The organism is Alcaligenes sp. LTN-3, from assembly GCF_059735605.1.
This window is the reverse complement of sequence record NZ_JCAPDN010000002.1, coordinates 407,665-423,922: the sequence shown is the minus strand read 5'-3', so window position 1 is coordinate 423,922 and position 16,258 is coordinate 407,665. Positions and strand designations below refer to the sequence as shown.

Below are 16,258 nucleotides of genomic sequence, written 5' to 3'. Positions count from 1 at the left end.
AGCAAACAGTTCAGCCCGTTTTTTATGCCTTGGTCCAGGACCAAGGAAGTCCAAGTCTTAACGACTCAAGTACTGATACAGATTCAGATGAGCCGCACTGATGCGGTCAATATCAAAAGCCTCTTGCGCCAAGCGGCGGCTTTCCGCCCCCATGGCTTGTCGCTTGGCCGTATCCTCGCCCAGTTCCATCACGGCTGCCGCCAAGGCCTGTGCATTACGCACTGGTACCAGCACACCCGTTACTCCAGGCTCAATGGCATCCCGACAACCGGGTACATCAGTCGTCACCACCGCCCGCCCGCAAGCCGCAGCTTCCACCAAGGATTTAGGCAAACCTTCACGATAGGACGGCAGCACGGCAATGTGCGATTGAGCATACAACTGCGCAATATCGCTACGTTCACCCAGGCACTGCACCACACCCTGCTTTTGCCAGCTCTGCCACTCCTGCTCGCTGATACTGGCGGGGTTGCCGGGATCCGGGCTGCCCGCCAATACCCATTTCACCGGGCTGCCTTGAGCAGCACTGATGCGTGCTGCTTCAACGAACTCTCGTACCCCCTTGTCCACCAATAGGCGCGACACCATCAAAGCGACGGGGGGGCCTTCTGGCTCTGGCACCGCCTGAAACTCGTTCAGATCTACGCCGGAACCACGAATCAGGACACACTGATCGCGTTTGACCACACGATCCTCCAGCAAGACATCACGGTCATTGCTGTTCTGGAAAATCACTCGGCTATTGGGATGTCCCAGAGCAATGCGATAAAGCTGCAGAGCAATCCAGCGCACGGGATCAAATGATTTGTCGCGCTTGGTAAATACATAACCCAAGCCAGATACGGCAGCCAGAAAACCCGGCACACCGGCCAGTCGCGCAGCAATACCGCCGTACAAAACAGGTTTGATGGTGACCGCGTGTACCAGTTCGGGGCGCTCCCGACGAAACAGACGCCACAAGGCCCAGATGGTTTGCAATTCTTGCAAGGGATTGGTTCCGCTACGCGTCATGGGCAAAGCATGATGGTGCAAGCCGTGACGCTCGATCTGGGCGACTGCCGGGCCATCCATGGTGGCCACATGCACGTCATAGCCTTCACGCCGCGCAGCTTGCGCCAAAGGCAAACGGTGTGACAGGAAAAAAGCGGGGTTATTGACCACGAACATCAGCATGCGTGTTTTCTTGCTGGAATCGTCCGTCAACACATTCAAGGCTTGCCGACTACGCTTGCGTTTGGGCGGATACTGCGCTGTCAGTGTCTTCCAGGCCTGTGTGTAGTTCTTGACCATGCCTTCCAGAGAAAACAGACGGGCAACCCGTTCACGGGCATGCTCATGGCGAGCCTGCCAGGAAGGCGCACCCAGCTCATCAACCGCACTATTGATGGCACCAGCCAAGGCTTCGGCATTACTGGGAGGCACAATCCAGCCCTCATTGCCCACGATCAAGGCAGCATCACCCACATCGGTAACGACATTGGACACACCGGCAGCCATGGCTTCACATACCACGTTCGGAAAGCCCTCCGCCGAGCTTGACAGTACATGCACGTCCAGCGCATTCATCAAGCGGGGTACGTCGGTGCGTCGCCCCATCAGGATGACGCTCTCGCGAAGTTGATGCTGATCCAGCAAGCGCATCAAGGTTTCGTTATCGCTGTCCATACCGTCACCAATCAGCAGGCAACGCAAGCCAGGATGACGATGCAGACTACGGGCTAAAGCGGCCAGCAAATTAGGGTGGTCTTTCAGTGGATTCCAGCGGGCCACACTACCGATAACAGGCGTATCCAGTGACAACCCCAATTCATCACGTACTTCCTCGCGTGCTTGCTGATCGGGGTGCCAACGGCTCAGGTCGTAGCCATTGGGGATTACCTTCATGATGTCGGCGCGATAACCCCATTGCTTATGGCGTCGGGCAGCGTTTTCTGCGCAGGACACAATCAGATTAGGGATAAAGCGTGACAAACGGGCACACAACCAGGCCACCATACGAGCCTTCGGGCTGCCTTGATACAGATTCGCGCCGGAGTTGCGAATACCCCAGGACACTGCGGGAATGCCAACCAGTCGGGCGGCGGCGCCACCAATCAGGTCGGAGTGATACATCCAGGTCTGCACCACATCGGGCTGCACCTCACGCAACACGCGTGTCAAGGATCGCAAGCCCTTCAAAAAGCCCAGCGGCGAGTGCATATGCAGGCAGTACAAAGGAATGTCAGCAGCACGCAATTGCGGTCCAAAAACATCCTCCTCGCCCAGAGAAATCACAATATGTTCGGTATCTTGGCCAGGAGCCGTCACCAGACGGAACAAGACCGTCTCTGCCCCGCCCTGCCCCAGTCCCGCAATAATGTGCACGACACGCAAAGGCGGCGTTGTTTTCTCCAGCGCGCCATCCACGGCGTTTGTTTCCTGATTCAACGACCTTGGCTGCAATGCACTCATGCTTTGGCTCCTTCTTCTATACCGCCACGGGCGGCCTGAAAGACCTGGTCCCAGTTACGCAAAACCTGCTCTAGTTCATAACGCTGGCGCACCGCTGCAGCGGCACGTCGGCCCAATACACCCCGAAACACGCCATCACCCATCAATTCGGCCAGGGCAGCGGTCAAGGCGCCTTCGTCCCCCACCGGAACCAACAAGGCGTCTTTGCCATCGGAGCTGATCTCGCGCGGGCCGCTGGGGCAATCAACCGTCACGGTGGGCAAGCCCATCGCCATGGCCTCCAGCAGCACGTTCGGGAAACCTTCCACTTCCGAAGTCATAACAAAAGCATGGGAGCGCGCCATTTCCTGCCAGGGCTGGGCCGTTTTTCCAGCCAGCTCGATACGGTCAGCAGCACCGGACATGGCAATCTGCTGCACCAATTGGGCCCGCTGCGGACCATCGCCCCAGATTTTCAATTTCCATTCCGGGTACTCGGCAGCCAGTCCTGCAAACACGCGGATCAAAACATCAAAGCGCTTGGAAGGCACCAGACGCCCCATCGCCATCAAGGTGCAGTGTCGGTTCTCTTCTACCCGTACCTCGCGTTGCACGGCATCCAAAGCCTGCGGCAAAGGGTTGGGCACGACCATGACCTGTTTCATGCCCGGCACCATGGCCTGAAACGCCGCGACACTGGCTCGGGTCTGAACGGTGACCACCTGAGCCTTGGGATACAGACGACGGCGCAGACTTTGCAACAGCTTGCCCGCACTGCTGCTAAAGGCCGGGTTGGTACGCTCGCCCACCACAATAGGGACGCCCATGCCGCCCAGTCCCAGCAAAACATTGATATTCACATTGGTCAGAAACGACACGATGACATCGGGCTGTTTTTCACGCACCAACTTGCGCATGGCGCGCAGCTTGGTCAAAGGTTTAGGCAGCCAACTGCCACGCATGCGGTGGGCCAACCACACCAGCTCCACCTTGGAGTCGATAGGGTAAAAAGCACTGCCCCCACCGCTGTAGGTCGGCACCAGGGTGACCTGATCGCCTCGCAGCCCCCAGGCATTGGCCAAGGTAGAAGCGACACGCTCGGCACCGCCTGCGTTCAGGGAGCTGACGAAAAACAGAATATTCACTGGGCCTCCATGGGCTCATCGACCGGGTAGTTTGAGCCTGCTGGCACTAAGAAAAGCGCCATTTTAAGGCCGACGCCAACACTGTTCCAACACTTGCTGCCACAGCGCCAGAACGCGGGCCGAGGAAAAGCGGTCGCGCACATCTATGGCACGACGCGCCAACCTCTGGCGTTTGTCCTCGTTGGACATCAGATCGGATAAATGGGCGGCCAGCGCTTCCACATCTTCGACCGGACGTACCAAGACACCGTCGATATTGGCGCGAATGATCTCACGCGGGCCGGTGTCGCAATCAAAGGCTACCGCCGTCAAACCACTGGCCATCGCTTCCAACAAACTGTTGGACAAGCCTTCCATTCGGGAACTGAGCACATACAGATCAGACTGCTCGTACCAGTCCGCCATATTGCCGACCCGACCGGGCAGCGCAATCCGCTCTTGCAGCTCCAGCTCTTCAATACGTGCTTCCAAAGGAGCGCGCTGCTCGCCTTCGCCCAGAATCACCAAATCCCAATCGGGCAAATAGTTGGACAGCATGGCAAACGATTCAATCAGGGTGTCAAACCCCTTGACCGGGTGCAGTCGCCCTACGGCCAATAAGCGTTTACGCCCTTTTGGCAGCTCGGGCACGGGCACAACAGGTTCGGTGCTGTCCATAGGCCAACGCACGGCATTGGGGATCACCTGCACCTGACTGCCGGGCACATGCTCGCGCAGCCAGTCTGCCGTACCGGCAGTCAGGGCAATCACCGCATGGGCTTGGGGATAAGTACGCAAACGGGCCTTTTGCCAGAAAGAAGACATGGACTGGGAGGGAGGATGTGTATGCTCGGTCGCAATCACCTTGCAGGGCAAGCCTTTGGCGGCAGAAATGGCCAGAACCGAGGAGGTTGTCATCATACCCAGCACCACATCGGGCTTGGTTTTGCGTATCAGCGAGCGTACTCGGCGTACTCGGCGCCAGTTCTTCCACAAGGCATCCAGACGCCCACGACTGCTACCTGCCGTCCCGAGCACATGGCGCTCCACGCCTTCTGCCACGGTATACGCATCTTTATCACGGCCAGCCTGAGTCACCAAAGACACTCGATAGCCACGCGCCACCCAGGCTGCGCTTAAATCGACGGCAACACGTTCTGCCCCGCCTCCACCCAAAGAGTGGATAAGCAGCATGATATGAGGGCGAACGACCGAATGACTACTGTGCACGTTTTCCTATTCCTGCGAACCAGACGCGAAGGCACTGGCTGGCCTCAAGGCCAAGATGAAATAACAAGTGAAAGAAGCCGCATACATCAGACTGGTCGCCAGCATGATGCCCGACGGGCCCATGCGCGCCGCCAGAATCGGGTTCAGGGCCGCTTTCACCAAAAAATTGATCACGGCAATGATTGCCATGGATTTATAACGGTTCTGACTGGCCAGCAACTGCACCAGAATCAGCACCCCAAAATAAAAGGGCAGTTGCACCAACCCCCAGCTAAACACCTGGGCGACAGTGGCCGTATCCTGCGCCGTGAACGCACCACGCTCAAACAGCAGTGCCACCCCCCAAGGAGCCAACAGAACGCCAATAGCGGCAGCCACCCCACCGGCCAGCAACATCATGACCGACCACTTCAAGGCCATGGAGCGAGCACGGGCGTTATCACCCCGACTTTGAATATCAGCCAGTACAGGCAAGGCAGCACGGCCTACGGAGGCAGCACCCACCCCCAGCACCAGAGCCAGCAAACGAGTGGCGTAGCCCAACGTCGCGTTGGCATTAGCCCCCAAATTGGCCGCCGTATATTGGTCGATAGGGCCGACAAAGCTCATGGCAACCTGCCCCACCAGCATGATGGTGGCGGCCTTGAGCAAATCCGGCCACTGCTCGGCACGCAGGCTGATTGTGGGGCGAGCCCAGATCTGATCGGCCCGTGAGGCCAGAATCATCAGCCACACCGCCTGAATGGTCATGCCCAGTAAGGTGCCCCAAAGCAAGGGACCAATACCGGCATTCCCGCCCGCTGCCAGCACCCAGATCAGAATGACAAAGGCTGGGACACTTTCCAGCAAGGTATTGATATGCCGCTCATGTGCCCGCAAGCGGGCGGCACTCAGGCCAATCATCAGCGTTAGAACCGCCGCAGGCGCAAAGGCAAACAACAACTCCCGGCTCATTTCATGAACGGCAGGGCTTAGCCCTTGTCCGGTCCATTGCAGCACCCAGGGCCAGCTAATCCAGATCAAGACTCCCAATACGCAGCCCAGCACAATGCACCAGGCTTTGAGCTCACCCAGAAAACGGCTGCGCGCAGCCGGTTCCAGGCGATGCAAGCGTACCAGCACGGGAATCAACACTACAGACATAGAGCCGACAATCGTCACTGGCAACCAGTTGGCCATGACCATTGTGAACTGGTAGGCATCGACGACATCGCTTACACCGTAGCGATAGGCCACCGCCATTTCTTTGAAAGCGCCCGCTGCCTTGCCCAGCAATAGAAAAAACGCCACTCGCATCGCCCCCAGGGCGATGCGGCGGTGGTCGTCATGCAGACTAGACAGACGTGCTTTCAGGCCGGCCCAAATCAACTCAGAAACGCCACGTACCAGGGCATGGCTGTATTCAAGCCCTGCAACATCGTGTGAGTCGGCTCGTAACCCAATTGTGTACGAGCCTTGGTGATATCCGCTTGGGAGTGCAGTACATCACCGGCGCGAAAATCGGCATAGATGGGCTGCTTGGTGTAATTCACACCATTGCTGCTCAAGGTCTGCTTCAAGTGCTCGAACAACTCGTTCAGGCTGGTGCGGGCATTGACAGCGACGTTATACACCTCAGCCACAGCCGGCTTTTGCTGCACGGCGGCCAGGATATTCATTTGAATGACGTTGTCGATAAAGCAGAAATCGCGGCTGGTTTGGCCATCCCCATTAATTTGCACATCCTGGTTCTGGATCATGGCCGAGACCCATTTGGGAATCACTGCGGCGTATGCACCGTTAGGGTCCTGACGTTTACCAAACACGTTGAAGTAACGCAGGCCCACGCTGGAAAAGCCATAGGCACGGGCAAACACATCCGCATACAGCTCGTTCACGAATTTGGTGACCGCGTAGGGGGACAAAGGGCGACCAATCGTATCTTCCACCTTGGGCAAGCCGGGGTGATCACCATACGTAGAGCTGGAAGCCGCATACACAAAGGCTTTAACCTGTTCGTCACGCGCTGCCACCATCATATTCAGGGCACCGCTCACATTGACCTCGTTGGACGTGAGCGGATCGTTCAAGGAACGTGGTACCGAACCCAGAGCCGCCTGGTGCAGCACATAGTCCACGCCCTTGACGGCTTCGCGACAGGTATCCAGGCTGCGAATATCTCCTTCAATAAAGCGAAAACGGGCCCAGCGCTCGGCACCGACCTGATCACGCACTTCATCCAGATTGTATTGGTGGCCGGTTGCAAAGTTGTCCAGGCCCACCACCTGCTGATCCATTTTCAGCAGAGCTTCCAGCAGGTTGGACCCGATAAAGCCGGCACAGCCCGTAACCAGCCAGGTTTTGGGCTGGTTACGCAGTTGCTGGGTCGCCTGTTCAAATGCAGAGCTCATAAAATGCTTTCCAAGATTAAAGGCGCAGATCGGACTGATCGCGATCAAACACATACTTTAAATCGTAGAGCACATGCTCAGGCTTGCCCCACTGGCGCACGCCCTCGACACCCAGATCCTTGAACTGCTTGTGAGCTACGGCCACGATCACACCGTCGTACTCACCCGCTTGGGGAGCTTCGATTGGAGTAATGCCATACTCGTGCTGTGCCTCTGCGGGATCAACCCATGGGTCATACACGTCTACATGGACATCGTATTGCTTGAGTTCATGCACGATATCGACAATTCGGGTATTACGCAGATCCGGGCAGTTTTCCTTAAAGGCCAGACCCAATAACAGGACGCGCGCACCTTGCACCTGGATGCGGCGCTTGGTCATAGCTTTAACCAGTTGTGAAGCCACGTAGCCGCCCATCGAGTCGTTCAGACGACGACCAGCCAGAATGATCTCGGGGTGGTAACCGATGGCTTGCGCCTTGTGGGTCAGGTAGTAGGGGTCTACGCCAATGCAGTGACCGCCCACCAGACCGGGACGGAAAGGCAGGAAGTTCCACTTGGTGCCCGCCGCTTCCAGCACGTCCAGGGTATCGATGCCCAGACGGTTGAAAATCAGGGCCAATTCGTTGATCAGAGCGATATTCACGTCACGCTGGGTGTTCTCGATCACCTTGGCAGCCTCAGCCACACGAATGGAGCTGGCCTTGAAGGTGCCCACCACAATGATTTCGCGATACAAGGCATCCACTAACTCAGCCACTTCAGGCGTCGAGCCGGACGTTACTTTTTTGATGGTGGAAACGCGGTGTTCCTTGTCACCCGGATTGATACGCTCCGGACTGTAACCGGCGTAAAAATCCTCGTTAAAACGCAGACCCGACACTTGTTCCAGCACGGGCACACACACTTCTTCGGTAGCGCCAGGGTAAACCGTGGATTCGTATATGACGATATCGCCACGCTTGAGCACTTTACCGATCGTCTCGGAAGCACGGACCAGCGGGGTCAGATCAGGCTGCTTGAATTGATCAATAGGTGTCGGCACGGTCACGATGAACACATTGGCCTGAGCCAGCTCATCAGCCTCGCAGGAATAGCTCAGACCACTAGCCTGGGCCAGCTCTACGCTCTCGACCTCCAAAGTACGGTCTACCCCTTCCTTGAGTTCGGCGACACGACGCGCGTTAATGTCAAAACCAATAACGGAACGCTTTTTGCCAAACTCTACCGCCAAAGGCAAACCGACATATCCCAAGCCGACTACGGCCAGTTTCACATTCTCAAGTTGCAACTTCATTCTCCAGTTAGCGCTGTGCGCAAGGAATAATCTTGAACGCCTGACAGTATCAGTCCCGATCTACTCGCCGCCGTACCGAGGGCAACAGCAACCAGGAAGGGCGACGCCACGAAACCAGACGGGAATAGAGCCAGATATAAACCAATGAGAAGGCCAGCATGCTGGCACACAACGCCCAGGTATTGTCCCACCAGATCGTGGCCGGAACCAAACCGATCAAGGCCAAAACCCATAAATAAGGCGAAGTCATGGCATTACAAAACGTGGGCAAGGCCCCACCGCTGTCACGACTGAACGTGGAACGCACCAGACGACGAAACACCAGTTGGTGCAGATGCAGTGCATCGGGCTGATCCACGGGCACGCCACGCTTGAAGCGGCGCCGCCAGATCGAAAACATCGTTTCAAAAACAGGATAAAACAGCACGGCCAAGGCGTAAAACGGCGACACACTGGGGTTGCGCACCACCAGTTGCACAGCCAGTTCAGCCAGCATGAATCCCAGGAAATACGCGCCGCCATCCCCCAGGAAAACTCGTCCGAATGGAAAATTCCACACCAGAAAGCCCAAGGTGGCCGAGGCCAGTGAGGCCGCAATCAGAAAAATAGGAATGTCCTGCACCTGCAAAGCCACCAACGCCAGCGACAGAGCCATCAAGGTGGCGATCATGCCCGCCAGGCCGTTCATCCCGTCAATAATATTGAGGGCATGTGTACAGCCGCCCACGGCAATCATGGTAAAGAGCAGCGAAATGGGCCAGAAGCCCAGAACCCAATCGGCCCAGCTGACTCCAACGCGCGACACGCCACCCAGCAACCACCAGGCAATCGCCGCCGACAGGAAGGCAGCCAGCAAACGCTTCAAGGAGCCGACGTCCTTGGTAATGTCCTCGACCAGACCCGCCACAAAGACCGGCATGGCTGCCAGAAACAAGACCGGCCACAGCCAGGTCAGTGTCATATTGCTGGGACCCAGAACCAGCAAACCGGCCAAACTGCCTGCAACCACGGCCAGCCCACCCACGCGAGGGGTCGGGCGGGAGTGGGACGCTTGAGGTTTACTAAGGTCGCTGTCCCCAGTCAGACGGCCATGCCAACGCTCGGAGGCCACAATAAGCCCGCCGACCATAAAAGCCACGACACAGATATACAACCAAGTTAGGGACTCCCCCATCTGAGGTAAAGACACCGCAAAACACCCTGCAAGGTTAGGAACTACATCATTATCAACCTGCCTTCCGGCTTGTGTCCGTGACCAGTCGCTTTAAATGCAACAGTTTCCGTCAAGTTCCGTATCACTTTTGTGTCGGCAGGAGTAGCTCGCTAATTTGCCCGAGCACGGGCCTGAAAGCAAGTATTTTAGGGGTTTAGGGCTCAGGAATCGGGTTGCGACAACGGTTCTGTCGAGGCCAACTGATTCCCGCACTCGGTCAGGAGCCGCCGTAACCAGCGATGGCTGGGCGAATGCCGATTACGTTCATGCCAGAGCTGATAAAAACGCATGGGAGGAAACTCCAGCGGTGCCTCCAAAATAGCCAGGGGCAATAAACGGCAATAGAACTCGGCAAAATGACGTGAAGTCGTAAAAATCAGGTCTGTATTCTGTAGCAAATACGGCGCTGCCGAGAAGGACTGCACCGCTACGCTTTCATCGCGCTGAATACGCAAGCTGGCCAAGGTCGTGTCGATCACACCGCGTTGGTTGATGGAGTACGGCATGGGCACCACGTGACGCGCCCGCACGTAATCGTCCATGGTCAAGCCCTTGCGCGCCAAAGGATGCGTCGCGGCAACCAGGCAGACGATCTGATCTTCCAGCAACACGGACAAGTGCATGCGATCCGGCGGTTCGGGCCAGTTGCCAATAACCATATCCAGATCGCCTTCAGCCAAAGAACGCTCGAAATCAAAACTGGCATCCAGAGAGTGCAGATTCAAACGCGCGCCCGGTGCCTCACGGCGCATGCGCTCGACCACACCACCGATAAAGACAGGGGCCAGATAGTCCGGCGCTCCGATATGAAACTCACTACGGCTGACCTGAGGATCAAAACTGTCTGGCGCGTTGACCATGCAGTCGATCTCGGCCAAGGCTCCTTTGGCATGAGCCAGCAGACCCATGGCACGCTCGGTGGGCACCATGCCCCCTTTTTCGCGCACCAGCAAAGGATCGCCAATAATGTCACGCAAGCGTCGTAAGGCCGCACTGATAGCAGGCTGCGACTGGTTCATTTTGAACGCGGTACGCGAGACGCTGCGCTCGGTAACGAGTAAGCAAAATACCCTCAAGAGATAGGTATCAAGCGGGTTATCCCCACGTCGGGCGGCCATCTTATTCTCTCCTTCTTATGCTTTTTTCCAGCATGATAATGACATACATGCACAATACGAGATGGCGTATATCATTTATACGCCTAATTCTATTTTATTTATAAACAGAAAACTTAAACTGGTCCCATATAAGAAAATCATAGCCCACAGGCGGTGGTTTATAAGGGTTTGAATACATCAAACAGACTGTATAAACGTCCACCCACCACCCTTGATAAAACGGTCCCCAGGCCTGATCCTGGAGCCGCCTGGGCTCGCACTCTTTACGCTTAGACAATCGGACTGACACATGACCACTCAAACCCTTACCACCACACATGCGCTAGCTGAACTCTCCAGCCTGGATCAGAGGCAATTTGTGGATAGACTCGAAGGTATTTTCGAACACTCCCCTTGGGTCCCTGAGCGTAGTTGGAACCAGCGTCCGTTTGACAGCGTGGATCAACTGCATGCCTGCATGGTGCAGGTGGTCCAGGACGCCTCGTACGAAGAACAAAAGAACCTGATCTGTGCTCACCCCGAACTGGCTGGCAAAGAAGCCGAGCAAGGGACACTGACCAGCGCGTCAACCGGAGAACAACGTGGCGCCGGCCTGGACCAATGCTCGGCCGAAGAATTGGCCCGCCTACGTGGCCTGAACGCCCAGTACCGTGAGCGTTTCGGCTTTCCCTTCGTGATTGCCGTCAAGGGTTTGAGCCGTTACCAAATCATGGATACAGTAGAAGCCCGCCTGAACAACGATGCTGAGCTTGAGTTTCAAACTTGTCTGACCGAAATCGGCAAGATTGCCCGTTTCCGTCTGGATGCGTTGCTGGCCTGATTTTCCCGCCTGCTGGCTCGTCCAGAAGATCCATCCCGTTCACGGGGTAGCACCAGCCTTCGGGTACGCTCCCCCTTGTTTGCTCTGAGCTTTCGTGGCGCGGCTGCCTACCGCCCCACGCGAGTCTGTCTTATCAAGGACCTCTGCCATGACAATCACATTGAAGTTGGAAACCCTGACAGCCGAAGCCTTCGCCCCTTTTGGTGATGTCATCGAGGCCTGCGACACGGTTCAGCACTTCACCATCAACGACGGCAATACCGAGCGCTACCACGATCTGGCCAAGATTGAACCGGGCCCAGAGGGTCACGCGATTGTGTCCATTTTTCGTGGCCAGCCACGCACCCTGCCCTTTACCGTGGAAATGATGGAGCGCCACCCCAAGGGGAGCCAGGCCTTCATTCCCCAGTCCGGCCAGCCATATCTGGTGATTGTGGCCCCCGCCGGCCCCACTCCCAAGGCAAGCGATCTGCGCCTGTTCCTGGCTCGTGGCGATCAGGGCGTGAACTACGCAACCGGCGTATGGCATCACCCCTTGATGGCCCTGAATCAAGTAGCCGACTTCATTGTGATTGACCGCAAAGGCCCTGGTGACAACTGCGATGTGATTCAGTTGGAAGAAAAAGCCACCATCGCTGAACTGGAAACCACGACAGCGTGAGCCAGTCCTGTCCTATCACGCCGGACATCGAGGCCATTTATGCCCATCGTCCGGCGGATATTGATCCCGAGCACTGGCGCGCCCGCGTCAATCTGGCCGCCGCTTACCGGCTGGCGGCCCGCCAGGGCTGGGACGATATCATCTACACCCACCTTTCCCTGCGCCTGCCCGGCCACGACGACATTTTCCTGATCAATCCCTTTGGTCTGCGCTTTGATGAAATCTGCGCCTCCAATCTGCTCTTGATTGATACCCAGGGCCAAGTTGTGGACGGCACAGGCCGCCGTGCCAACCCCAGCGGTTTTGCCATTCATGGTGCCGTCCACCGCGCTCGAGCCGATGCACACTGTGTCATTCATTTACATACAGATGCCTCGATTGCGGTCTCGGCCCTGTCCTGTGGATTGCTGCCCCTGTCGCAACACGCCATGCGTTTCTGGCAGGATATTGGCTACCACCCTTACGCCGGCCTGGCCTTTGCGCCCGACGAGCAACAAGCTCTGCTCCAGCACTTAGGCAAACACCCCGCCCTGCTTTTACGCAATCACGGGGCGCTGACCTGCGGGCGTACGGTGGCCGAAGCCTATGTCCTGATGGACGCGCTAGAGCGCGCCTGCCGCATTCAACTGTCTGCCATGGCAGCAAGCCCCCAATTGCACCTTCCTACCCAGGATGTACTGGCTTTGACACACCGCCAACTTTTGCCGGGGAACGAGCCAGAGGGCTTGTTAGAATGGCCAGCCTTGCTGCGCAAGCTCTACCAGAGCGAGCCGAATTTTTGCCGCTAATCCCATCCCCCTTACGGAGTCTCTATGCCTTCTATTAACGTACAACTATTCGATGGCCGTCCTGTGGAAATCAAACGTGAACTTGCCCAGGCCCTGACCAAAGAAGCCTGTCGCGTGCTTGGCTGTACACCAGAGGCGGTTGATATTGTCTTTACCGACGTCAAACGCGAGAACTGGGCCACGGCCGGTGTTCTGTGGTCGGACAAATAAGCAGATTTCCCAAAGCGGCTGACAAGCCGCTTTTTTATCCCTATCAGTTTCGCCGCCCCCGCTAAAACCATGCACCAACCCGTAGTTTGGCGGCTTCTAACACAGTTTTTGAGACGGGACTAGGTGGGCAATACCCCTAGCGGCGTAAAACACATGAAAAAAGCAGGAATTGGCTCGTCCCTGGCTTGAACACAGCGCCCCGTCTACCGGGCTTATCTCCTTTCACCATTACACCAATCAGCCTGCCATACGCTTTTACGTATTCTACTTATCAAGCCGTACTGCCTTCCAGTGATACAGCCCATCCGATAACTTTATGCTTACGCGCCCAGGCATCGGCTGCGCATAACGTATTAATAAAGGAGACCCGGATGTCCGCCAACCCAGAAGTGTCCACACCTGTTGCTTGTGACGGTGTAGATGAACGCCTACCAACGGGGCGCCTGGCAACCCTTGGTTTGCAACACGTCATGGTGATGTACGCGGGCGCAGTTGCTGTCCCCCTGATCATTGGCGCGGCTTTGGGCCTGTCTAAAGAACAGATCGCATTCCTGATCAATGCCGACCTGCTGTGTTGTGGCCTGATTACCATCATTCAGGCTCGCGGTCTGGGCATGTTCGGCATCAAGCTGCCCGTCATGATGGGTGTGTCGTTTGCAGCGGTCAGCCCCATGATCGCCATCGGCCTGGACCCACAACTGGGTCTGCCCGGTATTTTTGGCGCCACGATCCTGGCCGGTATCTTCAGTATTCTGATCGCTCCGGTATTTAGCCGTCTGATGGGCCTGTTCCCCCCTGTTGTGACCGGCATCATCATTACCGTCATTGGTGTAACGCTGATGCGCGTGGGTCTGAACTGGATTGGTGGCGGCGCTCCCACCATTACAGATCCGGCCACCGGCATGTCCATCCCCAATCCCGACTACGGTTCGTTGGAAAACCTGGGCATTGCCCTGATGGTGCTGACCGTCATCTTGCTGATCACCAAGTTTGCGCGCGGTTTCCTGGCAAACGTGGCGGTGCTGATTGGCCTGCTGGTCGGTTTCTTCGTTTCCTTGGCCATGGGTCGCATCACCTTTGAAGGTCTGGATCAGACCAGTTGGTTTGCTGTGGTGACTCCATTTCACTTTGGCGTTCCGACTTTCAGCTGGGCCCTGCTGGGCGCAGCGGCGGTCCTGTCGCTGATCATGGTGGTGATCATGGTTGAATCGCTGGGCATGTTCCTGGCACTGGGTTCCATCTGCGGCCGTCCTACCGACCGTGAAGCGCTGGTGCGTGGTCTGCGCACCGACGGCCTGGGCACCCTGGTGGGCGGCATCATGAACACTTTCCCGCACAGCTCTTTCTCGCAGAACGTAGGGTTGGTCAGCGTGACCGGTGTGCGCAGCCGCTGGGTATGTGTCATGGGCGGTGCCTTCCTGATCATGCTGGGCCTGTTTCCCAAAATGGCGTTCATCGTGGCCTCCATTCCCAACTATGTTCTGGGTGGCGCTGGCATCGTGATGTTTGGGATGGTGGCTGCGACTGGCATCAAGATCCTGATGTCGGCCAACCTGAACCGCAACCCTTACAACCCCTACATCGTGGCCATCAGCCTGGGCTTTGGCATGATCCCCCTGGTTGCCGAGCACCTGCTGGACAAAATGCCACCCGCGCTGGCTCCCTTGCTGCATAGCGGAATCTTGCTGGCTGCCGTCTCTGCCATCTTGCTGAACCTGTTTTTCAACGGCATGGAAAAGTACGCCGACCAAGGCCACGCTGTTGAGTCCACCGCAGCCACCCAGGCTCGCAAACAGGCCAACGCCCAAAAAGCGGCTGAAGAAACCAGCAATCAACTAGCCTCACAAAACGGCTAAGTCCCCCTTTTGAATAGCCGCCCACGCGTGAAACCGGGCGGCTATTCAAATTTCTGCAATACCTTCATAAAAGTATCGACTGTCCATAATTAATCCAAGCAAGGTCAGTAGCACCCACGCAAAAAAAACTACAGCAGCAGGCCACAAGGGACACCAGATCCCAGGGACCTGTTTGCGCCCATTCAAAGAGGAGACACCATGAAACACCGACACCCTGCTCGCTGGGCATACGCCCTGCTAGCCGCCCCCCTGCTGTCCAGCCCCGCTTTCGCAGCCGACTGGAGCGACACCTTTTTAGGCTACCGCTTCAGCACGCAGTACACCGAGCCGATGAACGACCGGACTATCCAGAAGCACATCCTGAGCCTGACCCACGTCAATGGCTACAGCTTGGGGCAGAACTTCTTTAACCTCGACATCCTGCAATCGGACCGCTACGACCCCTCCAATGGCAACGGCAGCAATGGCGCCACCGAGTTCTACGCCACCTATCGCCACCAGCTCTCCATGAGCAAGGTATTCGACAAGAATCTGAGCTTTGGCCCCGTGAAAGATGTAGCCGTCACAGCGGGTTTTGACCTGAATACCAAAAACACCGCCTTTGCACCGCGCAAACGCCTACTGGTGCTGGGCCCTACCTTTAAATTCGATGTGCCCCGAGGCTTTGTAGATCTGAGTCTAATGGTTGGGAAAGAGTGGAACCACTGCGGTCTGGGCGCTCCCGCCTGCCCGGACAGCCGCCGCTCTTTCGACACCCAGTTTCTGGCCAGCCTGAACTGGAATCTGCCCTTTGATGTGGGTTCAGTGCCTTTGAAGTTCCAGGGCTTTGCCAACTATGCCGGCCCCAAAGGTGACGACTACGCCGGTATCAGTACCAAGTCTGAAGTGCTGGTTCGCACGTCTTTGATGGCTGACGTGGGTAAAGTGGCTTTCGACAAGAAGAACACCTTGTGGGTGGGAATTGGCTACGAGTACTGGTACAACAAGTTCGGCAACCGCTACAAGGCAGACGGCAGCCTGAAACCCGGTATCAAAACCAGCGCCCCGACCGTACAGTTGGAATGGCATTTCTAAGTCGTACGCAGCAAAAAAACCGCTTTTCGAAGCGGTTTTTTACAGTC

At 56.7% G+C, this 16,258-nt stretch carries 14 protein-coding genes and 1 pseudogene; 6 read left to right on the top strand and 9 right to left on the bottom strand.

Annotation, left to right across the window (positions count from 1 at the left end):
* Positions 1 to 57: 57 nt before the first annotated feature.
* From AC6I6N_RS10260 to AC6I6N_RS10220, 9 genes and pseudogenes are all read right to left on the bottom strand, one after another.
* The gene (locus tag AC6I6N_RS10260; protein WP_335641838.1) at positions 58 to 1,173 is read right to left on the bottom strand and encodes a glycosyltransferase family 4 protein; all 1,116 of its coding nucleotides are present in this window, start codon (positions 1,171 to 1,173) and stop codon (positions 58 to 60) included.
* Positions 1,174 to 1,380: 207 nt separating this feature from the next.
* Positions 1,381 to 2,451, bottom strand: a pseudogene (locus AC6I6N_RS10255) (glycosyltransferase); the annotation flags it as partial.
* Complete coding sequence (locus AC6I6N_RS10250; RefSeq protein ID WP_094195598.1) at positions 2,448 to 3,575, bottom strand: glycosyltransferase family 4 protein; 1,128 nt, start codon at positions 3,573 to 3,575, stop codon at positions 2,448 to 2,450. The gene AC6I6N_RS10250 and the pseudogene AC6I6N_RS10255, both read right to left, overlap by 4 nt.
* Positions 3,576 to 3,638: 63 nt before the next feature.
* Positions 3,639 to 4,748, bottom strand: coding sequence for a glycosyltransferase family 4 protein (locus AC6I6N_RS10245; protein WP_094195597.1), 1,110 nt, complete (start codon positions 4,746 to 4,748; stop codon positions 3,639 to 3,641).
* Positions 4,749 to 4,790: 42 nt separating this feature from the next.
* Positions 4,791 to 6,152, bottom strand: a complete 1,362-nt coding sequence (murJ, locus tag AC6I6N_RS10240; RefSeq protein WP_094195596.1) for a murein biosynthesis integral membrane protein MurJ — start codon at positions 6,150 to 6,152, stop codon at positions 4,791 to 4,793.
* Positions 6,149 to 7,174 (bottom strand): SDR family oxidoreductase, encoded by a 1,026-nt coding sequence (locus AC6I6N_RS10235; RefSeq protein WP_094195595.1) that lies wholly within the window; start codon positions 7,172 to 7,174, stop codon positions 6,149 to 6,151. Before AC6I6N_RS10235 ends, murJ begins: the two co-directional genes overlap by 4 nt.
* Positions 7,175 to 7,190: 16 nt before the next feature.
* On the bottom strand, positions 7,191 to 8,465 hold the full coding sequence (gene tviB / locus AC6I6N_RS10230; RefSeq protein WP_269467008.1) for a Vi polysaccharide biosynthesis UDP-N-acetylglucosamine C-6 dehydrogenase TviB: 1,275 nt from the start codon (positions 8,463 to 8,465) through the stop codon (positions 7,191 to 7,193).
* A 55-nt stretch (positions 8,466 to 8,520) separates the two neighbouring features.
* Positions 8,521 to 9,645, bottom strand: coding sequence for an MraY family glycosyltransferase (locus tag AC6I6N_RS10225; RefSeq protein ID WP_094195593.1), 1,125 nt, complete (start codon positions 9,643 to 9,645; stop codon positions 8,521 to 8,523).
* A 200-nt stretch (positions 9,646 to 9,845) separates the two neighbouring features.
* Positions 9,846 to 10,802 carry a LysR family transcriptional regulator gene (locus AC6I6N_RS10220; protein ID WP_094195592.1) on the bottom strand — a complete coding sequence of 319 codons (957 nt, stop codon included), beginning with the start codon at positions 10,800 to 10,802 and terminating at the stop codon, positions 9,846 to 9,848.
* A 289-nt stretch (positions 10,803 to 11,091) separates the two neighbouring features.
* On the opposite strand from AC6I6N_RS10220, the gene uraD reads away from it, so the two are divergent.
* The 6 genes from uraD to AC6I6N_RS10190 all read left to right on the top strand — a co-directional run bounded on the left by uraD (position 11,092) and on the right by AC6I6N_RS10190 (position 16,211).
* Entirely contained in the window at positions 11,092 to 11,622 is a 531-nt protein-coding gene (gene uraD, locus AC6I6N_RS10215; RefSeq protein ID WP_094195591.1) for a 2-oxo-4-hydroxy-4-carboxy-5-ureidoimidazoline decarboxylase, read from the top strand.
* A 148-nt stretch (positions 11,623 to 11,770) separates the two neighbouring features.
* Positions 11,771 to 12,283, top strand: coding sequence for an ureidoglycolate lyase (locus AC6I6N_RS10210; RefSeq protein WP_094195590.1), 513 nt, complete (start codon positions 11,771 to 11,773; stop codon positions 12,281 to 12,283).
* On the top strand, positions 12,280 to 13,071 hold the full coding sequence (locus AC6I6N_RS10205; protein WP_094195589.1) for a class II aldolase/adducin family protein: 792 nt from the start codon (positions 12,280 to 12,282) through the stop codon (positions 13,069 to 13,071). Before AC6I6N_RS10210 ends, AC6I6N_RS10205 begins: the two co-directional genes overlap by 4 nt.
* 24 nt (positions 13,072 to 13,095) lie before the next feature.
* Positions 13,096 to 13,281: a 4-oxalocrotonate tautomerase gene (locus tag AC6I6N_RS10200; RefSeq protein WP_094195588.1), complete on the top strand. Its 186-nt coding sequence runs from the start codon at positions 13,096 to 13,098 to the stop codon at positions 13,279 to 13,281.
* 371 nt (positions 13,282 to 13,652) lie between these two features.
* A complete protein-coding gene (locus AC6I6N_RS10195; RefSeq protein WP_094195587.1) occupies positions 13,653 to 15,137 on the top strand; it encodes a nucleobase:cation symporter-2 family protein in 1,485 nt (494 codons plus the stop codon).
* Between the two features lie 198 nt (positions 15,138 to 15,335).
* A complete protein-coding gene (locus AC6I6N_RS10190) occupies positions 15,336 to 16,211 on the top strand; it encodes a hypothetical protein (RefSeq protein ID WP_108728134.1) in 876 nt (291 codons plus the stop codon).
* The last annotated feature ends 47 nt before the right edge of the window (positions 16,212 to 16,258 follow it).

What these genes read in the sequence shown, in the direction of transcription:
- AC6I6N_RS10225 (WP_094195593.1), bottom strand. Translation starts at nt 9,645, where the DNA reads ATGGGGGAGTCCCTAACTTGGTTGTATATCTGTGTCGTGGCTTTTATG.
- uraD (WP_094195591.1), top strand. Translation starts at nt 11,092, where the DNA reads ATGACCACTCAAACCCTTACCACCACACATGCGCTAGCTGAACTCTCC.
- AC6I6N_RS10245 (WP_094195597.1), bottom strand. Translation starts at nt 4,748, where the DNA reads ATGCTGCTTATCCACTCTTTGGGTGGAGGCGGGGCAGAACGTGTTGCC.
- AC6I6N_RS10190 (WP_108728134.1), top strand. Translation starts at nt 15,336, where the DNA reads ATGAAACACCGACACCCTGCTCGCTGGGCATACGCCCTGCTAGCCGCC.
- AC6I6N_RS10200 (WP_094195588.1), top strand. Translation starts at nt 13,096, where the DNA reads ATGCCTTCTATTAACGTACAACTATTCGATGGCCGTCCTGTGGAAATC.
- AC6I6N_RS10260 (WP_335641838.1), bottom strand. Translation starts at nt 1,173, where the DNA reads ATGCTGATGTTCGTGGTCAATAACCCCGCTTTTTTCCTGTCACACCGT.
- AC6I6N_RS10235 (WP_094195595.1), bottom strand. Translation starts at nt 7,174, where the DNA reads ATGAGCTCTGCATTTGAACAGGCGACCCAGCAACTGCGTAACCAGCCC.
- AC6I6N_RS10195 (WP_094195587.1), top strand. Translation starts at nt 13,653, where the DNA reads ATGTCCGCCAACCCAGAAGTGTCCACACCTGTTGCTTGTGACGGTGTA.
- AC6I6N_RS10220 (WP_094195592.1), bottom strand. Translation starts at nt 10,802, where the DNA reads ATGGCCGCCCGACGTGGGGATAACCCGCTTGATACCTATCTCTTGAGG.
- AC6I6N_RS10210 (WP_094195590.1), top strand. Translation starts at nt 11,771, where the DNA reads ATGACAATCACATTGAAGTTGGAAACCCTGACAGCCGAAGCCTTCGCC.